Origin of the sequence: Stackebrandtia albiflava (assembly GCF_007994225.1) — a bacterium.
GTDB lineage: Bacteria > Actinomycetota > Actinomycetes > Mycobacteriales > Micromonosporaceae > Stackebrandtia > Stackebrandtia albiflava.
Map to the genome: position 1 here is coordinate 18,691 of NZ_VLLL01000013.1, position 18,567 is coordinate 37,257.

Sequence of the window (18,567 nt, forward strand, 5' to 3'; positions counted from 1 at the left end):
GCGTCTAGGCTCGGATCATGGAATCTTGGCAGGCACCCCGACTTCCACAGCCCCCCGGTGGGGGCGAGCCGTTGCGGTTGTACGACACCGCCCGTCAGGCCGTCGCCCCGGCCGTGCCGGTACACGACGCGGCGCGCATGTACGTCTGCGGGATCACCCCGTACGACGCCACGCACCTGGGACACGCCGCGACCATGATCACCTTCGACGTGATCAACCGGGTGTGGCGGGACAACGGCCACGACGTGAACTACGTCCAGAACGTCACCGACGTCGACGACCCGCTGTTCGAGCGGGCCGAACGCGACGGCGAGGACTGGATAGTGCTAGGCCTGCGGGAGACCGCCCTGTTCCGGGAGGACATGGAGGCGCTGTCCATCCTGCCGCCGCGCGCGTACGTCGGCGCGGTGGAGTCGATGGACCTGGTCGCCGCGATGGTCGAGCGGCTTCGGGAGGCCGGTGCCGCCTATCCGCTCGACGACGGCACGGGTGACTACTACTTCCCGGTGTCGGCGGCCCCCGGTTTCGGCGGCGAGTCGCACTATGACCGGGACACCATGCTGCGCTACTTCGGGGAACGGGGCGGGGACCCCGACCGGGCCGGCAAACGCGACAGCCTGGACCCGTTGCTGTGGCGTGGCGGCCGCGCCGGTGAACCCAGTTGGCCGTCCCCGATGGGACCGGGCCGTCCCGGCTGGCACATCGAGTGCGCGGCCATCGCGTTGCGGCACCTCGGCGACCGGATCGACGTGCAGGGTGGCGGCAACGACCTGATCTTCCCGCATCACGAGATGTCGGCGGCGCACGCCGAGGTCGCGACCGGCGTCACGCCTTTCGCGGGGCACTACGTCCATGCCGGGATGATCGGTCTCGACGGCGAGAAGATGTCCAAGAGCCGGGGCAACCTGGTATTCGTGTCGCGGTTGCGCGCCGACGGCGTCGATCCGGGCGCGATACGGCTCGGGCTGCTGGCCGACCACTACCGTTCCGACCGGGAGTGGAACGACGCGGTGCTCAAGACCGCACTCGACCGGCTCTCGCGGTGGCGGCTGGCGGCGACGACCGAGGGGCAGGCGGATCCGCGGCCGATGCTGGCGTCGGTGCGTGACCGGTTGTCCGACGACCTCGACACGGCGGGGGCGCTGGCGGCGGTGGACGCGTGGGCGGACGCCACACTGGCGCAGTCGGCGCCCGGATCCGGTGAACCGTCCGTCGCGAAGGACACTGTGGAGGGATTGCTCGGCGTCGCACTCTGAGTGCGGCCGGTGAGGTGCCGGGACCGGCGAGAGTCCGGGGCGCGACCCCCATCACATATCGGACATAACCACGGTAGGGTGGCTGGCTGTCGTCACCCTCGCCGACCCCTGTCCGACGCGAAGGAGCCCCCCGAGTGAAGATCCTGCTGCTGGTCTCGGCCTTCAACGGCCTGACCCAGCGCGCCTGGTGCGCCCTGCGTGCCGCCGGGCACGACGTGACCGTGGAACTGGCCCCCGTGCACTCCACACCGGACTCCCTGGTCGCGGTCGTGCACGCCGTCTCGCCGGAACTGATCCTGTGTCCGTTCCTCAAACACCGTGTGCCCGCCGAGATATGGCGCAAATGGCCCACCGTCATCGTCCATCCCGGTCCCGTCGGCGACCGCGGTCCCTCGTCGCTCGACTACGCGATCCAGGAGCAGGAGGGACTGTGGGGCGTCACCGCCCTGTCGGCCGTGGAGGAGATGGACGCCGGCCCCGTATGGGCGTCACGGACGTTCCCCATGCCGGAACCGCCGACCTCCAAGGCGGCCCTCTACAACGGACCGGTGGCCGACGCCGCCATGTCCTGTATGGAGGAGGTCGTCGCCAAGGCCGCCGATCCCGGCTTCCAGCCCGTGTCCCAAGAGGACATGCCGCGCCCGGTGACCCACGCGCGCACCCGGCCCTCGATGCGCCGGGCGGACCGGGAGTTCGACTGGAGCCAACCCGCCGAGCAGATAGTCCGGCGGATCCACGCGGCCGACTCCGCACCCGGTGTGCGTACCGAGATCGAGGGCCGGACGGTGTACGTCTACGACGCCGCCGTGGCCGAGGGCAGGCCCCGACGCTTCTACCCCGGCACCGTCATCGGTAGAGGACAGGACGCCATCGCCGTCGCCACCGGCGACAAGACCGTGTGGATCGGCCACGTCAAGGAACCCCGCGACGCCGGCGGCGCCGGCGTCAAACTGCCCGCCACCACGGTGTTCGACGAACCCGTCCCCGACATGCCGGTGCCCGCCCCGCTCCAGGAGACCACGTACCGCCGCGTCGGTGACGTCGGCCACCTCGACTTCCGGGTCTACAACGGCGCCATGTCCACCGCGCAGTGCGAGCGCATCGCCGCCGCCCTGGAGACCGCGCTGGCGCAGGACACCCGTGTGCTCGTCCTCAGCGGGTCACCACAGAACTTCTCCAACGGCATCCACCTCAACGTCATCGAAGCGGCACCCGACCCTGCCATGGAGGCGTGGCGCAACATCAACGCCATCAACCGGCTGTGCACCGCACTGGTGTCGTGTACCGGCCAGCTCACCATCGCCGCGTTCACCGGCGGCGCCGGGGCGGGCGGCGTCATGCTCGGCCTCGCCGCCGACATCGTCGTCGCCCGGCGGGGCGTCGTGCTCAATCCGTACTACGACATGGGCCTGTACGGCTCCGAACTCCACACGTACACCCTTCCCCGCCGGGTCGGGCACGCCACCGCGACCCGGCTGTTGACCGAGAAGCTGCCGGTGGACGCGGAGGCCGCCGCCGGCATCGGCCTCGTGGACGCGGTCGGGCCACGCGACTGGGACCGGTTCCGGGACTGGCTCGCCGACCTGGCGGCCTCCTACGCCGAGCCGGAATGGCACGCCGAGGCGCTGGCGGCCAAGTCGAGGGTGCTGCAGGGGACCCGGCCGCCCGCGTACTACGCGGCGGCCGAACTCGCCGAGATGGCCAAGGATTTCTTCGACGACCGAAGCGGATTCGCCGCGGCGCGGCGCGCGTTCGTGGGCAAGACGGCGCCCACCGAGACGCCGACCCGGTTGGCGCGACACCGCTGGAGCCTGGTCGGCGACTCGGCCTGAGGCGTCAGTCGCGGCCCGTGTCGCCGTCTCCCTGTGGGCCGCGCCGCCGCAGGTAGCGTTCGAAGTCGCGGGCGATGTCGTCGCCGGAGGGCTCGGCATCGCCCTCACCGGCGTCGTCGAGTGAGTTGATGTACTCGGCGATGTCGGTGTCGGACTCCACCAACTGGGTTACCTCGTTCTCCCACTGCGCCGTCTTCTCCACCAGCGCGCCCGCCGGTACGGGCAGGTCCAGCAGCTCCTCCAGGCGATGCAGCAGGCCCAGCGTCGCCTTGGGGCAGGGAGCGGTCGCCGCGTAGTGCGGCACGTGGACCCAGCAGGATGTGACCGGAATCTCGATGTGCTGGAACGTCGCGTGCAGCAGGGCGATGATGCCGCCCGGCCCCTCGTAGTCGACCGGGTCCATCTTCAGCCGCCGGGCCAGCGCGGGGTCGTTCGAGGTCCCCGACACCGGCAGCGGCTTCGCGTAGCCGACGTCGGCCATCAGGGCGCCCAGCAGGATCACCTGTTCTATCTCCAGGCTGTGGCAGATCTCGGCGATCTCCTCGCAGAACCCGCGCCAGTGCATGCTCGGTTCGGAGCCCGTCAACAGCACCACGTCGCGATCGGCGTCGGCGGGTGAGGCCACCGAGAAACCGCTGAACGGCCAGTCCACCCGCTGTACACCTTCCGCGGTGACCTTCACGGTCGGTCTCGCCATCTGGAAGTCGTAGTAGGGATCCGGATCGATGGTGGCCACGTGCGTCGCCTGCCACTGCTCGCTCAAGTGGGCGATGACATGGCTGGCCGAATCCGCGGCGTCGTTCCAGCCGGTGAAGGCCGCCACCAGAACCGGCGACCGCAGTACCGGAAGTCCGTCGAACACTGTCACCTCGTCAGGGTACGTCCCGGTTCGCGAAGTGCGACAGGACGCCTGAATCCCGCGTTCCGGCCTCCGTCCCGGCATCCGGGAATTCACCGAACCCGCGCGCGGCCCCGGTCGCGGCGCTGACCTGCCCGGCGGCCCGTCGGCGTCGGGTATGCCGGGGCGGTGTCGTCCGGTTCGCCGTTAGTCTTGTCGCATGCAGCCGAACTCATTTCTCAGCACCCTGCGTCACCGGATCCTGGTCGCGGACGGGGCCATGGGCACGATGCTGCAGGACGCCGATCCCGACATGGACGACTTCCAGGGGATGGAAGGCTGCAACGAGATCCTGAACGTGACCCGCCCCGACATCGTCCGGGACATCCACGACGCCTACTTCCGGGCGGGTGCCGACTGCGTCGAGACCAACAGCTTCGGTGCGAACCTGGGCAACCTCGGCGAGTACGACATCGCCCACCGCACCCACGAACTCGCGTTCGCCTCGGCGAGACTGGCCAGGGAGGTCGCCGACGGCCACGCCACCGCCGACCGGCCCCGTTTCGTCCTCGGCTCCATGGGGCCGGGCACCAAGCTGCCGACGCTGGGACACGCGCCCTACGCGCGCCTGCGCGACGCCTACACCGAATGCGCGGCCGGTCTCATCGAGGGAGGCGCGGACGCCCTCATCGTCGAGACCTCCCAGGACCTCCTACAGACCAAGTCGGGCATCGTGGGCGCGCAGCGCGCCGCCCGCCGGCTCGGCGTCGAGATCCCGATCATCGCCTCGGTCACGGTGGAGACCACCGGCACCATGCTCGTCGGCAGTGAGATCGCCGCCGCCCTGACCGCCCTGACCGCGCTCAAGGTCGACCTGATCGGGCTCAACTGCGCGACCGGCCCCGCCGAGATGACCGAGCACCTGCGCTACCTGTCGCGGTACTCCCCGATCCCGTTGTCGGTGATGCCCAACGCCGGGCTGCCCGAGCTGGGACCCGACGGCGCGGTGTTCCCGTTGACCCCGCCGGAACTGGCCGACGCCCTCGACCGTTTCGTCGACGAATACGGCGTCGGGCTGGTCGGCGGTTGTTGCGGCACCACCCCGGAACACATCCGGCAACTGTCCGAGCGCATGGCCGGGCGGTCGCCCGTCGAACGGCACCCCACCATCGAACCGGGCGTGGCGTCCTCCTACCACCACGTGCCGTTCGCCCAGGACGCGAGCATCCTCATGGTGGGGGAGCGGACCAACGCCAACGGATCCAAGGCGTTCCGGGAGGCCATGCTCGCCGGCGACTGGGACCACTGCGTCGAGGTGGCCAGGGACCAGGCCCGCGACGGCTCACACGTCCTCGACCTCTGCGTCGACTACGTCGGCCGGGACGGCAGCCGCGACATGCACGAACTCGCCTCCCGGTTCGCGACCGCCTCCACGCTGCCGGTCATGCTCGACTCCACCGAGCCCGACGTCATCAGGGCCGGGCTGGAGGCGTTGGGCGGCCGGTGCATCGTCAACTCCGTCAACTTCGAGGACGGCGACGGACCGGAGTCCCGGTACGCCCGGGCGATGCCCGCCATCGTCGAGCACGGCGCGTCCGTCGTGGTGATGTGCATCGACGAGGAGGGACAGGCCCGCACCGCCGAACGGAAGGTCGAGATCGCGGCCCGCACCATCGACGACCTCGTCGAGAACTGGGGCATGGCACTGCCCGACATCTTCGTGGACACCCTCACGTTCCCGATATCGACCGGGCAGGAGGAGACCCGCCGCGACGCCCTGGAGTCGATCGAGGCCATCAGGGAGATCACGCGGCGCTATCCCGGAGTCAACTCCACACTGGGCATCTCCAACGTCTCCTTCGGACTGAACGCCGCGTCCCGTCAGGTTCTGAACTCGGTGTTCCTCCACGAGTGCGTGGAGGCCGGCCTGACCAGCGCCATCGTCCACGCCTCCAAGATCCTGCCCATGAACCGGATCCCCGAGGAGCAGCGCCAGGTGGCGCTCGACATGGTGTACGACCGTCGACGCGAGGGCTACGACCCGCTCCAGCGGTTCATCGAGCTGTTCGCGGGCGTGGACATGGCCGCCGCCCGCGCGACACGCGCACAGGAGCTCGCCGCACTGCCACTGGAGCAGCGGCTCGCCCGCAGGATCGTCGAAGGCGAACGCAAGGGCCTGGAGGCCGACCTCGACGCCGCCCTGGCCGACATGTCCGCATTGGACATCGTGAACGACGTACTCCTCGACGGCATGAAGACCGTCGGAGAACTCTTCGGTTCCGGACAGATGCAGTTGCCCTTCGTACTCCAGTCGGCGGAGGTCATGAAGACCGCGGTGGCCCACCTGGAGCCGCACATGGAGAAGTCCGACGCCGAGGGCAAGGGCACCATCGTGCTCGCCACCGTCAAGGGCGACGTCCACGACATCGGCAAGAACCTCGTCGACATCATCCTGTCCAACAACGGGTACAGCGTCGTCAACATCGGCATCAAGCAGCCCATCAACGCCATAGTGGAGGCCGCCGAACGCCACAACGCCGACGCCATCGGCATGTCGGGGCTGCTCGTCAAGAGCACCGTCATCATGAAGGAGAACCTGGCCGAGATGATGGCGCGCGGCCTGGCGTCGCGGTGGCCGGTCATGCTCGGCGGTGCGGCCCTCACCCGCGCCTACGTCGAGGACGACCTCCGTGAGATGTTCGTCGACGGCGAGGTCCACTACGCCAAGGACGCCTTCGAGGGACTGGACCTCATGCAGCGGGTCATGACGGCACGCCGGGGTGGCGCCCCCGTGATCGACGCCGAACGGCAGGCCAAGATCGCGCTACGGCGGGAACGGCGGGCACGTCACGCCTCAGTGGTCGCCGACACCGCCCCCGCGCTGGACGACGACAGCGTCCGCTCCGACGTCGCCAGGGACGTCGAGGTCCCCACGCCGCCGTTCTACGGCACCCGGGTGGTCAAGGGCCTGCACACCGCCGACTACGCGGGCATGCTCGACGAACGGGCGACCTTCCTCGGTCAGTGGGGCCTCAAACCCTCCCGGGGGAACGACGGCCCGAGTTACGAGGAGTTGGTGGAGACCGAGGGCCGTCCCCGGCTCCGGTACTGGCTGGATCGGCTGGCGACCGACAAGGTGCTGGAGGCGGCCGTGGTGTACGGCTACTTCCCCTGCTATTCGGAGGGGAACACCGTCGTCGTCCTGGACGAGAACGGCAACTCCGAGCGGGCGCGGTTCGACTTCCCGCGCCAGCGTCACGAACGCCGGCTGTGCATCGCGGACTTCTTCCGCAGCCGTGAGGAGGTGGAGGCGCGCGGCGGTGAGCTCGACGTCATCGGCCTGCAGTTGGTGACCATCGGCCGGGCCGCCAGCGAGTACACCGCGAAACTCTTCGCGCAACACGCCTACCGCGACTACCTCGAGGTCCACGGGCTGAGCGTGCAGCTCACCGAGGCGTTGGCGGAGTACTGGCACCAACGGATGCGCCGGGAGCTGGTGCTGCCCGGAGGCGGCACCGTCGGTGACTCCGATCCGGCCGACCTCCCGGGGATCCTCAAGGTCGACTACCGGGGCTGCCGTTACTCGTTCGGCTACGCCGCCTGCCCGGAGCTGGAGGACCGCGCCAAGACCGTCGCCATCCTCGAACCGGAACGCATCGGTGTGGAACTGACCGAGGAACTCCAGCTCACGCCGGAACAGTCGACCGACGCCCTGGTCATCCACCACCCGGATGCGTCGTACTTCAACGCGAAATGACGAAGTCATTTCGCGTTGAAGCAGAAACACAGAAATGCCAAGTGACGCGCGGAACCGGGCGTCGGCGCGGCCGGCCATCCGGGCCTTCGACACCTCGATGAGCGCGATGTCCGGTTTCGCGCCGTCACGAGCCGTGTCGGTCGTGACGTGTTCGCCCGGCGTACCGGTGGGTGTCGCCTGCGGTACGTGTGAGGCGGGCACTGTCGGAAGGTGTGGCGACGGGACCCCGAGCGGCAACCGCTATCTTTGACGGCCCGGCCCCGGAACCGGCCCGGCGTCGCCGTGGAACGTGTTGAGGCGCGCGGCACACCGACGTGTCTCCGCCGACACCCGCCGGCCCTCACCGGGGAACATGACGGCGTGGCCGTGCCGACAGATAGAGAGACCGATGCCCGAACCTGAACTGCGCGCCGTGCTGTTCGACATGGACGGCACCCTTCTGGACAGTGAACGGTTGTGGGAGGTGGGGTTGCGGGACCTGGCGGGCGAACTCGGCCGCACCCTCGACCCGGCGACCCGGGCCCGGTTGGTCGGCATGGACCAGACCGAGTCCGTCGAGGTGCTGCACTCCGAATGGGGGCTGCCGCACGACACCGTGCCCGCCAACACCCGGTGGCTGATCGAGCGGATGAAGGTCCTGTTCGCGGCGGGCATGACATGGCGGCCGGGTGCCGCCGACCTGTTGGCCGACGTCCGCCGGTCCGGCATTCCCGCCGCCCTGGTCACCGCGACCGGTAGGGAACTCGTCGACATCATCATCGGCACGATCGGGGCCTCGAACTTCACCGTGACGGTGTGCGGCGACGAGGTCGCCAGGAACAAGCCCGACCCGGAGCCGTATGCCACCGCCTACCGCGCACTGGGCCTGGATCCCGGCGACTGCCTCGCGATCGAGGACTCCGTCACCGGGGTCGCCAGCGCGAGCGCGGCGGGCGTTCCGGTGCTGGCGGTGCCGAGTGAGGTCTCGATTCCGGCCCGTCCGGGCGTGGCGGTGAGCGAGTCGCTGCGAGGCGTCGACGTGGCGGCGTTGCGGCGCGCCCACGCCGGACTCATGACCAGGGAGTCACCGATCGGGTGAGTCCCTGACACGGGGCCGCCCGGTGACGGCCGGCCCCGGTGGGCTTCGTTACTGGAACGGGAAGCGGTCCGCGAAGGCGGGCTTGAGGTCGTGCAGCCAGACCGCGTGCGGATCGTATTCGGCGAAGAACGGCGTCCCGACCAGCTCGGGATCCCGGGCCTGGATCATGTGGAGCACGAAGACCCGCTCGCCACCGATCTCGGCCACGCCGTCGACGCACACCTTCCCGGGGTCGGCCGACATCGACGGGCCGCGAACCGTCCGGCACAGGCCGGACACCTGCGAGTACGCCTCACGGAAGATGTCGAACGCCCTGGCCAGCGGTACGGCGAAGTAGTCCTGCGGGCCGGTGTCGCGTTCCACGAACATGTAGTACGGGACCATGCCCATCCGGTGCTGGGTCCGCCACATGCCCGACCACAGTTCGGGACGGTCGTTGATCGAACGGATCAGTGGTGCCTGGGTACGGATGATCGCACCCGTGTCACGGATCCGCCGGACGGCGTCGGCGACCAGTTCGGACTCCAGTTCGCGCGGATGCGTGAAGTGGGCCATGACGGCCAGGTTCTTCCCCGCGGCCACCACCTCCTCGAACAGCCGCAGGGTGGCGTCGGCGTCGGGGTCGGTGACGAACCGCTGCGGCCAGTATCCGAGTGCCTTGGTGCCCAAGCGGATCGACTCGATCTGCTCCAGCTCCAGCAGCGGTGTGAGGTAACGCCGCAGTACCGGTTCTCCCATGATCATCGGATCGCCTCCGGTGATCAGGACACTGGTGACCTCGGGGTGTTCGCCGAGATACCGGACCAGTTCGTCTATGTCGTTGCTGGCCATCTTCAGGTCCGCGTCGCCGACGAACTGCGCCCACCTGAAGCAGTAGGTGCAGTACGCGTGGCAGGTCTGGCCCTGTTGCGGGAAGAACAGCACCGTCTCGCGATACTTGTGCTGGATGCCCTGCAGCCGGCTGTCGCCGACGGTGGGGCGGTTGAGTTCCAGTTGGCCGGCCGGGTGCGGGTTGAGCCGGCGGCGGACCGCCGCCGCGGCGGCCTTGAGCCGTGGCCCGCGGGGATCGGTGTCGAGCAGGGCGGCCAGCGCGGTGACGTCCTCGGCGGGGAGCATGTCCTCCTGCGGGAACACCAGCCGGTACATGGGGTCGTCGGGGGCGGCGGACCAGTCGATCAGCTCGTCGACCACGTATGCGTTGGTACGGAAGGGCAGCACTGTCGCGACGGCGCGGGCACGCAGTCGCTGTTCGCCGGAGAGGCCCGCACGTTCGAGAAGTTCGTCGAGGTGCCTGGTGGTGTAGGCGCGGAACCTGCGTCCCTCGGTAATAGGCGACGACACGTGATCAGCCTCCTTTGTGGGGATATGTCGGCGGGCCGACCCGTTCCCGGTGTCAGCCCGCCGAGGTGTACGACGTTCGGCCGCGTGACCTCGCGGCGAGGGGGGGAAATGTCCGGTGTCTAATCCTTCTTCATTTCCACTGTCATTCCAGCAAACCGTACGATCATCGGATTGTCAACAGAGGAAGGCGACGGAACGTGGGCGTAACAGCAGGTAGCGCCACGGCCCGTCCTCACGGCGAGGGGTGACGCGATCGATTCGGTGGCGTCACGTGGATGGAAACGGCGAACCGGCCCGCGAGCATACGGGCCGGTTCGCCGTGGTGTGCGCGGTGTCAGTGGAAGGACGTGGCGTACCAGCGCGCCTTGTAGAACTCGGCGCCGGAGCGGGTGCGGTCGTCCGACTGGGAGAAGACGACGGTCGGGCTTCCCCAGGTCCGGGAACCGGTGTCGTCGGCCTGCACCCAGAAGTCCTCGCCACTCGAATGCCGTACGAAGGACTTGACCCGGCGGCTGCTCGAATACTTCGGCGCCTGCATCGTGCTCTTGACGACCCGGTAGATGCCGTAGGTGTCGGTGATCCACAGTCGACCCGGGTCCGAGTAGTCCGGTTGCAGATCGTGCCCCAGGCCGGGCAGCGTGATGGACTGCCCGGTGTAGCGCAGCCGGGTGTTCCGGTAGGTTCCGGTCACCTCGTACGTGCGCAGTGTCTTGTCGCCGATTGCCCACAACCGGTTGATCGTGGGATCCCACAGCACCCCGTGGGCGCCGGGGAGGCTGACCGTCTGCACCTTCGCGAGGGTTTCGGGGCGGCTGACGGCCGTAGGGCCGTACACCGTCAGGTAGCCGTGCGAGGAGGCTGTGACGATCGCGCCGATGTCGGGGATGCGTTCGGCGGCGTGCGGATTGCCGCCCGGAGCCGCACTCCACAACAGATCGTTCGACTCCTGGTGCTTCTCGTCGGTGACGTTCCAGATGCCGACGTTGCCGCCCGACGCCGCCGCCAGGCCGACGACGCCGAACGACGCCGTGTCACGGATCCGCACATCGGACAGGTTCGACCAGCCGCCGCCTCCGGGGCTGAACGTCTTGTAGACGTTGGCGTCGGTGAACGCCGAGTCCTTGTCGAACACCATGATCCGGTTGGAGACCTGTTCGGTCACGACCACCCGGAAGTTCGCGGTGGTGGAGACGTCGGCGGCGGCGGTACCGGCGCCCGCCAGCACGGTGGCCGGCACGGCCAGGGCCGCTCCTCGCAACAGCGTGCGTCTTCTCATCGGCTACTCCTCATCACACTGGACGTCCGTGCCTGCCCGTCAGTGTGCGTGGCGAGTGCCACAAAACGGCCACAGCGCGGGACGGACGTTCCCCGCGCCGTGGCCGTCGGTCGCCGCCCGTCAGTCGAGTACGGCCTGCAGCGTGATGGTGGTCGCCGCGAGCGCCTTGCTCACCGGGCAGTTGGCCTTGGCGTTCTCGGTCGCGTCGAGGAACTCGGACGCGGTGATGCCCGGCACCTTGCCGTGCACCGTCAGGTGGATCCCGGTGATCCCGCCCGCGGCCGGGTCGAAGGTGACCTCCGCCTTGGTGTCGAGGCTCTCCGGGGGTGTCCCCGCCTTCGCCAGGCCCGCCGACAGCGCCATGGAGAAGCACGCGGAATGGGCGGCGGCGATCAGCTCCTCGGGACTGGTCTTCCCGTTGGCGTCCTGCGAACGCGCCGCCCACGTCACGTCGGTCTCCGGCAACCCGGAGGACTCGAAGTGGACGGTGCCCTTACCGGACTGGAGGTCGCCGTCCCAGTTGGTGCGTGCGGTGCGAACCGTTGCCATGATGGTGTCTCCTCGATCGCGGTGACTGCGGCGCCGGCCGCAGCGTACAACCGCAGGCTAACACCGGTCGCGGCCCGATCCGGCCATCACACGAGGCTCCGGCTTTGGCGGGTTGCTCAGCCGGTCAAGGCCTCGGCGGACGGGACGACGGTCACGCCGGACCTCGACAACTCCTCGTTGGTCTCGGCGGCGACCTCCTCGGCGGGTCGTCCGTCCGGATAGGTGCCGTGGCCGTCGCCCACCAGCCGGACGTCGAAACCCGCCGCCAGCGCCGACAGCGTCGTCGCCTTCACGCAGTACTCGCTCTGCAGGCCGGCGATCACGACGGTCTCGACCCCGTCGGCGCGCAACCGCTCGGCGAGTTCCGGATTGGAGGCGAACGTGTCGTTCTCGGTCTTCCGCACCACCGTCTCGCCCGGCTCGGCCTCGAACACCGGTTGCCAGCCGTCGGTACCGGGCCGGTCGGGGTCACCCGGGCCACCGTCGTTCAGGACGTGGACCACGGCGGCACCCGACGCGCGCGCCCGGTCGAGCAGGGACCTCAGCACCGGTGTGAGTGTCCCCGCGACCGGGGAGGCGGTGTCGCCGACCAACATGTTCCGTTGGACGTCGATGAACAGGAGTGCGGTATCCGTCATTGCGGCACCCTCTCACACGGCTGTGACAGTACGGCGGGACGGACACCGGACGCCGATTCACCCGGGACGGTCGGAGCCCTCCCACGGCCAGGTGCCGTCACGACCCGCCTCCAGCAACGGGATCATCCGGAACCCCGCGTCGGTGAGACCGCCGAAGGTGTGCCGGGTGCCGTGGCCCGAAGGCGCGTGACCGTACCGGTATCCGGCCAGGTTCCAGGTGTAGACCGGCACGTGCGCGGGCACCGCGCGGGTCACGTCCGGACCGTTGCCGTGCGCCTGCTCGTCGGTCAGGATGATCACCCGGTCGTGGTCCCGGTAGTGGCGGGTGACGGCGACCTCGGTCTCCGTGCCGCCTCCGATGAAGTACCCGTCGTTGCGCCAGCGGGACAACGCGCGCAGCACCGACTCCCGCTTCCGGAGCTTGAACACCTTCGTGCCCTCGTGCTGCTCGTGCCCGTACCAGGATCCCGAGAACGACACGATGGTGGCGCGCTCACTGCGATCGGCGATGGCCAGGCCGAACAGGGTCGCCGCGTCCCAGCGCATGAGTGTGCCGTCGCGTGAGAAGCGGGCGTTCATCGACCCCGACGTGTCGACCAGGATCAGCGTCCGGCCCGGCAGCGGCGCGATGTTGGCGAGCGAGTGCTGCAGCGCGGTCTCCAACGGGTACGACCACCGCAGCGACGGTGCCGCGCGGTACGCCGACAGGAACCGCATCGGCAGCTGCCGTGACCGAGCGACCTCACCCGGGGCGGAGAGCCGTGCCGCCACGGTCGCGGCGACCTCGTCGGAGACCCCCGCCTCGTCGAAGTTGCGCAGATTCCGCAGGCAGGCCATGTATCCCATGGACGGGATCATCGCCTCCCACAGGCGTGCCTTGTCGGCCTTGGGGCCGGCGAGGGACAGGGCGTCCTCCCAGGCCATTCCGGCCGCCCGCAGTGCGTCGGGATCGGTCAGGACCGTGGGGTCGTCGGCGACGCGCGCCCGCAGCGCCGCGTTGCGGGCCACGACCGGCAGGACGTCCGCGTCCACCGGGTTGCCGCGGTCGCGGCGACGACCGAGCGCGTGGTCGAACAGGGCACCCTGCCAGGGCTTGTCGGCGGCCGGGGCGGGGTGGGTCAGTTCCAGGACGTCACCGAACCGGACCGCGTGCGACGACGTGTCGTACTTCAACAGTGACCGTTCACTGTAGAGTCGGCGTGCCGCGTCGGCGATGCCCCGCTTGACGGGCTTGGGAATCCGGCGGCCGTACCGCCCGAACCAGTAGGCGATCGCCTCACCCGGCTCGTCGGCGCGCTGCAGCACCGAGGCGGTGATCTGCCGTCCACCCGGCAGGCCCGCGTCGCGCAGTGCCTTCGCGGCCTCCAGGCCGCCCACCAGGGCCGCCGAACGCATGTGCGCGCCGGTGCGCAGCCACGCCAGGAACGCACGCGTCCATGCGGGGTCCTCGACCGCCACGGTGTGGACGAGGGTCCGGAAGCGGTCGTCCCGGCCGTCGGCCGACTCGTAGAACGTGGGTTCGCCGACCATGTTGGCGACCGCGAGCAGGAACAGTTCGCTCTTCGGGTCCCTCGCGAAACCGGGGGCGCCCTCCGCCGTGCGGGCGGCGGGTTCGGCGGTGGCGGTGATGACGGAACCGACCGCCGCGCGGACCTTCGACGTGTTGAACTTGCTCATGGTGGCCTCGGAGTCTCGGTCGCCGGTGGAGCGTCGAAGCCCTCCGGCGAGACCGTGCCCGAGTTCGAGGCGGAGCGGGAACATGCCGACGGATCGGTGACGGACCCGAGGGTCCGGGTACGATCCGCACGGCATCCGTTGAAAGAGGAAGTAGCCCACCCCTTCGCACCGGGCACGGTCGTCGTCGTGTCCACGCCCGAGATCGAGTCGACGCCGGTACGTGCCGCTCTACCGATTGAGCTACCACCACGGGGGTGGGCGGGACTCGAACCCGCAACCTGCCGATTAACAGTCGAAGTAACCGTCGTCTGCGCACCGGGCGTGGAAGTCTTCAGTTGTACCGTCTCGGACGTATCCGGTACTCGGGATGTGAGCACCGGTGCGTTCCCAACGGCCACACCAGGATGCGCGAGGCGGCGGTGTGGGCGCCAGCGAATATACGCACCGCCCGCAACCCGCCGCCGAGGACGTGAATATGCCTGATTGCGGCGTCTGGGAGCGTGGGTCGCCCTGGGGAACCCGGGAGCTGCTGGCCCAGGCATACCAGCAGCCGGAGCACGGCCGTACCTCTCCGGGCTGCCGCGGTTACCAGCATGCAGGTACTGACACCATTTTGGCGGGGCGCAAGGAGGACCGTAGCCACGGATTGTCGTCTCGAGACCGGCTGAACCGCCCCGGCTGTCACAGCACGCCGCACCATGATGCCGAGTGGTGGGTACGGTCGGCCGCTACGGGGACGAAACCCTGGAAACCGGCTCTCCACCATTGTGCCCTCCCCCGAGCGCAATGGCGTCACGACTGACCGGATTCCTCCGATCGGTGGGTAGCACCATCGGAATCCGTGGTCCATAGCGAACTGATCGGAATGCAACGGATGCCTGGGCCTAGTGAGTACTGTTCGGATCCGGTGTACAGCACGACACCCGCATGGAACCGGTCGCCGAGCCGGTCGCGTAGGTGGTTCAAGGATCGAAGGTCTTCGGCGCGAACCATTCCCGACGACTTGACTTCGATGGCGACGACTCGGCCGCTGCTGTCCTCCAAGATCGCGTCGATCTCGTGGCCGTCCCGGTCTCGGTAGTGGTAGAGCCGCGCATCGGTGTCACACCAGGAGAGCTGCCGAGTGAGTTCGCCGAGGACGAAGGTCTCGATCAGACCACCGGTCGTCCTGTCGTCGAACGCGCCTGCCACCAGATGCGCGGCGAGCCCGGGGTCGGTGAAGACGAGCTTCGGGCGTTTGACCGCGCGACCGGTGGCTCCGCTGCTCCACGCCGGGATCTGCTGTATGAGATAGATCGTCTCCAGGATTGCGAGGTACCTGCCGATGGTGCTGGCCGGGCTCGCCAAATCATTCGAGAGCCGTTGTTGGTTGAGCAGACCCGCCGATTGAGCGGCGAGGAGTTCGACGAGGCGTCGCATGTCCGCGGGGCGTTCGATGTCGGCAACCTGATGGACGTCTCTCACCATGAGATCGTTGAGGTAACCGGAGAAAAACCTACTTCGCCGACGAGGTGTTTCACGTCGAACCGCTTCGGGAAAGCCGCCCCGCTTGGCTAGTTGGACGTAGTCACTGCGTCGTACGTCCGATGGCCCGACCCGGAGTTCGCTACCGAGGTTGAACACCGCATCGACGAATCGATCGGGCATGCCCAAGATCTCTCCCTGCGACAGCGGCCATAGTTCGATCGTTTCGGCCCTTCCGGGCATCGCGGCCGGGATCTGCTTCAGTGCCAGAAGCCTGGCTGATCCGGTGAGGAGGAATCGACCCGGTCGTGGGTCTCGATCGACGAGATACTTTATGGCGAGCCAGAGATCGGGAACCAGTTGAACCTCGTCCACCAACACCGTGCCGTCGGCGGTGAGGAACTCCACGGGATCGGCCTGTGCGGCATGGCGGGTTTGGGGGTCGTCGAGGTACTTGACGTGACTATTGTGCTGTCGGCTGACGCAGAGTTCGGCGAGCGTGCTTTTGCCGGTTTGCCGGGCACCCTCGATAACGACGACTCGCGTGTCGTCGAGTGCCTCTGCGACCAGCGTAGTCGCATGGCGGTGGAAGTGGTGACGTGTGTTGGACACGGTGTAATCATATCGGACGTGGTGATTCTGCGGGCTCTGAGTGGTGATTCTGCCGGGGGTCGCGTGGTGGATCTGCGGGGCCTGAGTGGTGGATCTGCCGGGGGTCGCGTGGTGATTCTGCGGGGCCTGAGTGGTGGATCTGCCGGGGGCCGGGCGGCATGTCGGCGGCCGGCGCACCGGTCCCGGTCGTGAAGCGGCGTACCGGTTCGGGAATCGGTGAGGCGCCACACCACCGGGGCCTCGCCGTCAGCGGTGCCGGTGTCCCTGCGACCGGCGCCGAGAACGGTGACCGGTATCCGAGGGACCGGGTATGTGATCCGGGCGCGTAGGCGTCCGAGGAGGTCCGACTCCGCGGAGGTCTCCCGCCCACCGTGGTGATTCCACCCGTGCGTTCCGTCGGGTGACTGCGGCTGTGTTCTCCGTGTCGGGGACATGGCCGAAGAAGCCGAGTGGCGCTTGACGATCCACTGAGATCGTCAAGCGCCACGACGTGGGTCTCATGCAGGCCGGTGCCCACGGTCGGTTCACCCCGCCGTCGACTTCCCGGCCCGAGTGAGGTGCTAGCAGCAGGCGTACTGGTAGTAGCTGTTGCACGCGGAGTTGACGCAGGACCGCCGCTTGGTGTGGAGGCCGCTGCACACTCCGCTGATGTAGCAGGAGCTCCAACTGCCGCATTCGTTGGGGCAGCCCGCCTTCGCCCCGGATTCCTTGAGCAGCTTCGAGAGCATCCGGTCGGCGGCGTTGTTGGCCTTGGTGAGAAGACGCATGGTGGTCCTTTCGATTGAGGGCTTTGTCGCGATGTCCACTATTGGGCAATCGTTTTCCGGAGCGCAATAGTCAAGTGGCCGACGAGTTCGATCCGTTAGGCCATTGACTTATGAGCATGTCTGCGTCTAAGCCGGCTCGGCGTGTCCATGCCGACGGACCCTCCCGTCGGCCCAGGTCCACAGTGGTTCCGCGGCGCCGATGATGTGGTCGGTTTATGGCGGCGCCATAGATGCGTGATGGACCCGCTGGCCACGATGGTGGCCCGCGTTGGACCAAGGAGGACTGATGACCAGACCGAGACGAAAGCTACTGAGGACGCTGACGTTGGCGCTGATACTGACGGTGACGGCGGTGGTGGCGCCCGACGCACTCGTGGGGCCGACCGAGGCCCAGGCCTCCACGGGATCGTCGTCGTTCGCGCTCGCCGATCCGAGCACGGTGCAGGCCAAGGACCGCACCTACGTCACCTACGGCACGACCGTCGGCGCCGGTGCCGGCCCCCGCTGTGGCGCCCGGGCGGGGGTGACGTTGTACGTGCCCTTCCTCAACCACGGATCGGGTGACACGGTCGGGATGTCCCACTGTGCGGCGGGTGACGCGCTACCTTCCGGGCCCGGCTCCTGGGCGGTGGACAACGGTGCCATCTGGGCACCCGGTGTGGCGTCGTTCAACGGCACGTACTACATGTACTACACGGCGACGAAGGCCGGAACCGGCCAGAAGTGCATCGGGCTGGCCACCTCCGGTGGAGCGAAGTCGCCGTTCGTCAACAGGGGCGAGTGGGCCTGCCCCGGCGGCGGGCGATGGGCCATCGACGCCAATCCCTTCGTCGCCAACGGCAAACTCTACGTCGCCTACCGTGATGACGCGATCACCTCGTATCCGGAGACCGGCATCTCCATCGTGCAGGTCCGTTCGGACGGGTCCGCCATCTGGAGCACCCGCCGTGACGCGCTGAAGAGCACAGACCTCAAATGGGACACCGAGAACGCGTCCGGCGGAACCCACGTCATCGAGAACCCGTCCATCTTCGTCGGCGGCGAGGGACGCTACTACCTGCTGTTCTCCGGCAACAACTGGAGAAGCGCCCGGTACTCGACCGGCATCGCCGACTGCGGCACGAATCCCCTTCCTGCGACCCGGTGCAAACTCATAAAGGACGGCGCGAACCGGCCGTACTTCGGTTACACCGGATCCGGCGGGCTCGGGCCGTACCGCGGCCTACCCGGCAACCACCCCGGCCCCGGAGCCATGGCGGTCATCTACACCGAGGACAACCGCCGGTGCGTCGTCTGGGCCTGGTACAACCCCGCCACGGGCAAGCGCCACCCGATCATCGGCGAACTCAAGCGCGACTCCAACGGCTTCTACGTCGCGTGACCGATCCGGCGATCGTGCGCGAGGCTTCCGAGTCGCCGCGTGAGCGAGAGGTTTCGCGCAGGATCGCCGGCCACGTATCGCGAGGTCGGTCACCGCTGCGG

Annotated in this window: 13 protein-coding genes; 5 read left to right on the forward strand and 8 right to left on the reverse strand. The window is 68.6% G+C overall.

Features of this window, described 5'->3' with window-relative positions; all coding sequences use genetic code 11:
- The first annotated feature begins 17 nt into the window (after window positions 1-17).
- The gene (gene mshC, locus LX16_RS26000; protein WP_147144625.1) at window positions 18-1,256 is read left to right on the forward strand and encodes a cysteine--1-D-myo-inosityl 2-amino-2-deoxy-alpha-D-glucopyranoside ligase; all 1,239 of its coding nucleotides are present in this window, start codon (window positions 18-20) and stop codon (window positions 1,254-1,256) included.
- A gap of 134 nt (window positions 1,257-1,390) precedes the next feature.
- On the forward strand, window positions 1,391-3,088 hold the full coding sequence (locus LX16_RS26005) for a hydrogenase maturation protein (protein ID WP_147144626.1): 1,698 nt from the start codon (window positions 1,391-1,393) through the stop codon (window positions 3,086-3,088).
- Between the two features lie 4 nt (window positions 3,089-3,092).
- On the opposite strand, the gene LX16_RS26010 is transcribed toward LX16_RS26005, so the two are convergent.
- The gene (locus LX16_RS26010; RefSeq protein WP_147144627.1) at window positions 3,093-3,956 is read right to left on the reverse strand and encodes a PAC2 family protein; all 864 of its coding nucleotides are present in this window, start codon (window positions 3,954-3,956) and stop codon (window positions 3,093-3,095) included.
- 190 nt (window positions 3,957-4,146) lie between these two features.
- Between LX16_RS26010 and metH the strand changes: the two genes are divergently transcribed.
- The gene (gene metH / locus LX16_RS26015; protein WP_147144628.1) at window positions 4,147-7,683 is read left to right on the forward strand and encodes a methionine synthase; all 3,537 of its coding nucleotides are present in this window, start codon (window positions 4,147-4,149) and stop codon (window positions 7,681-7,683) included.
- Window positions 7,684-8,071: 388 nt separating this feature from the next.
- Complete coding sequence (locus tag LX16_RS26020) at window positions 8,072-8,761, forward strand: HAD family hydrolase (protein WP_147144629.1); 690 nt, start codon at window positions 8,072-8,074, stop codon at window positions 8,759-8,761.
- A gap of 48 nt (window positions 8,762-8,809) precedes the next feature.
- On the opposite strand, the gene LX16_RS26025 is transcribed toward LX16_RS26020, so the two are convergent.
- The 7 genes from LX16_RS26025 to LX16_RS26055 all read right to left on the reverse strand — a co-directional run bounded on the left by LX16_RS26025 (window position 8,810) and on the right by LX16_RS26055 (window position 17,085).
- The gene (locus LX16_RS26025) at window positions 8,810-10,102 is read right to left on the reverse strand and encodes a KamA family radical SAM protein (protein WP_147144630.1); all 1,293 of its coding nucleotides are present in this window, start codon (window positions 10,100-10,102) and stop codon (window positions 8,810-8,812) included.
- A 334-nt stretch (window positions 10,103-10,436) separates the two neighbouring features.
- The gene (locus tag LX16_RS26030) at window positions 10,437-11,378 is read right to left on the reverse strand and encodes a DUF6528 family protein (protein WP_147144631.1); all 942 of its coding nucleotides are present in this window, start codon (window positions 11,376-11,378) and stop codon (window positions 10,437-10,439) included.
- A gap of 120 nt (window positions 11,379-11,498) precedes the next feature.
- On the reverse strand, window positions 11,499-11,927 hold the full coding sequence (locus LX16_RS26035; protein WP_147144632.1) for an OsmC family protein: 429 nt from the start codon (window positions 11,925-11,927) through the stop codon (window positions 11,499-11,501).
- A 116-nt stretch (window positions 11,928-12,043) separates the two neighbouring features.
- Window positions 12,044-12,565, reverse strand: coding sequence for an isochorismatase family protein (locus LX16_RS26040; protein WP_147144633.1), 522 nt, complete (start codon window positions 12,563-12,565; stop codon window positions 12,044-12,046).
- A 57-nt stretch (window positions 12,566-12,622) separates the two neighbouring features.
- Window positions 12,623-14,242, reverse strand: a complete 1,620-nt coding sequence (locus LX16_RS26045) for a TROVE domain-containing protein (protein ID WP_147144634.1) — start codon at window positions 14,240-14,242, stop codon at window positions 12,623-12,625.
- Between the two features lie 792 nt (window positions 14,243-15,034).
- Complete coding sequence (locus LX16_RS26050) at window positions 15,035-16,318, reverse strand: ATP-binding protein (protein WP_211354787.1); 1,284 nt, start codon at window positions 16,316-16,318, stop codon at window positions 15,035-15,037.
- A 560-nt stretch (window positions 16,319-16,878) separates the two neighbouring features.
- On the reverse strand, window positions 16,879-17,085 hold the full coding sequence (locus tag LX16_RS26055) for a hypothetical protein (RefSeq protein WP_147144635.1): 207 nt from the start codon (window positions 17,083-17,085) through the stop codon (window positions 16,879-16,881).
- A 286-nt stretch (window positions 17,086-17,371) separates the two neighbouring features.
- Between LX16_RS26055 and LX16_RS26060 the strand changes: the two genes are divergently transcribed.
- Window positions 17,372-18,466 (forward strand): family 43 glycosylhydrolase, encoded by a 1,095-nt coding sequence (locus LX16_RS26060; RefSeq protein WP_147144636.1) that lies wholly within the window; start codon window positions 17,372-17,374, stop codon window positions 18,464-18,466.
- The last annotated feature ends 101 nt before the right edge of the window (window positions 18,467-18,567 follow it).

Bases quoted from the DNA above. Each gene is read 5' to 3' on its own strand.
- mshC (WP_147144625.1), top strand. From the start codon at position 18: ATGGAATCTTGGCAGGCACCCCGACTTCCACAGCCCCCCGGTGGGGGC.
- metH (WP_147144628.1), top strand. From the start codon at position 4,147: ATGCAGCCGAACTCATTTCTCAGCACCCTGCGTCACCGGATCCTGGTC.
- LX16_RS26020 (WP_147144629.1), top strand. From the start codon at position 8,072: ATGCCCGAACCTGAACTGCGCGCCGTGCTGTTCGACATGGACGGCACC.
- LX16_RS26030 (WP_147144631.1), bottom strand. From the start codon at position 11,378: ATGAGAAGACGCACGCTGTTGCGAGGAGCGGCCCTGGCCGTGCCGGCC.
- LX16_RS26035 (WP_147144632.1), bottom strand. From the start codon at position 11,927: ATGGCAACGGTTCGCACCGCACGCACCAACTGGGACGGCGACCTCCAG.
- LX16_RS26040 (WP_147144633.1), bottom strand. From the start codon at position 12,565: ATGACGGATACCGCACTCCTGTTCATCGACGTCCAACGGAACATGTTG.
- LX16_RS26045 (WP_147144634.1), bottom strand. From the start codon at position 14,242: ATGAGCAAGTTCAACACGTCGAAGGTCCGCGCGGCGGTCGGTTCCGTC.
- LX16_RS26055 (WP_147144635.1), bottom strand. From the start codon at position 17,085: ATGCGTCTTCTCACCAAGGCCAACAACGCCGCCGACCGGATGCTCTCG.
- LX16_RS26060 (WP_147144636.1), top strand. From the start codon at position 17,372: ATGACCAGACCGAGACGAAAGCTACTGAGGACGCTGACGTTGGCGCTG.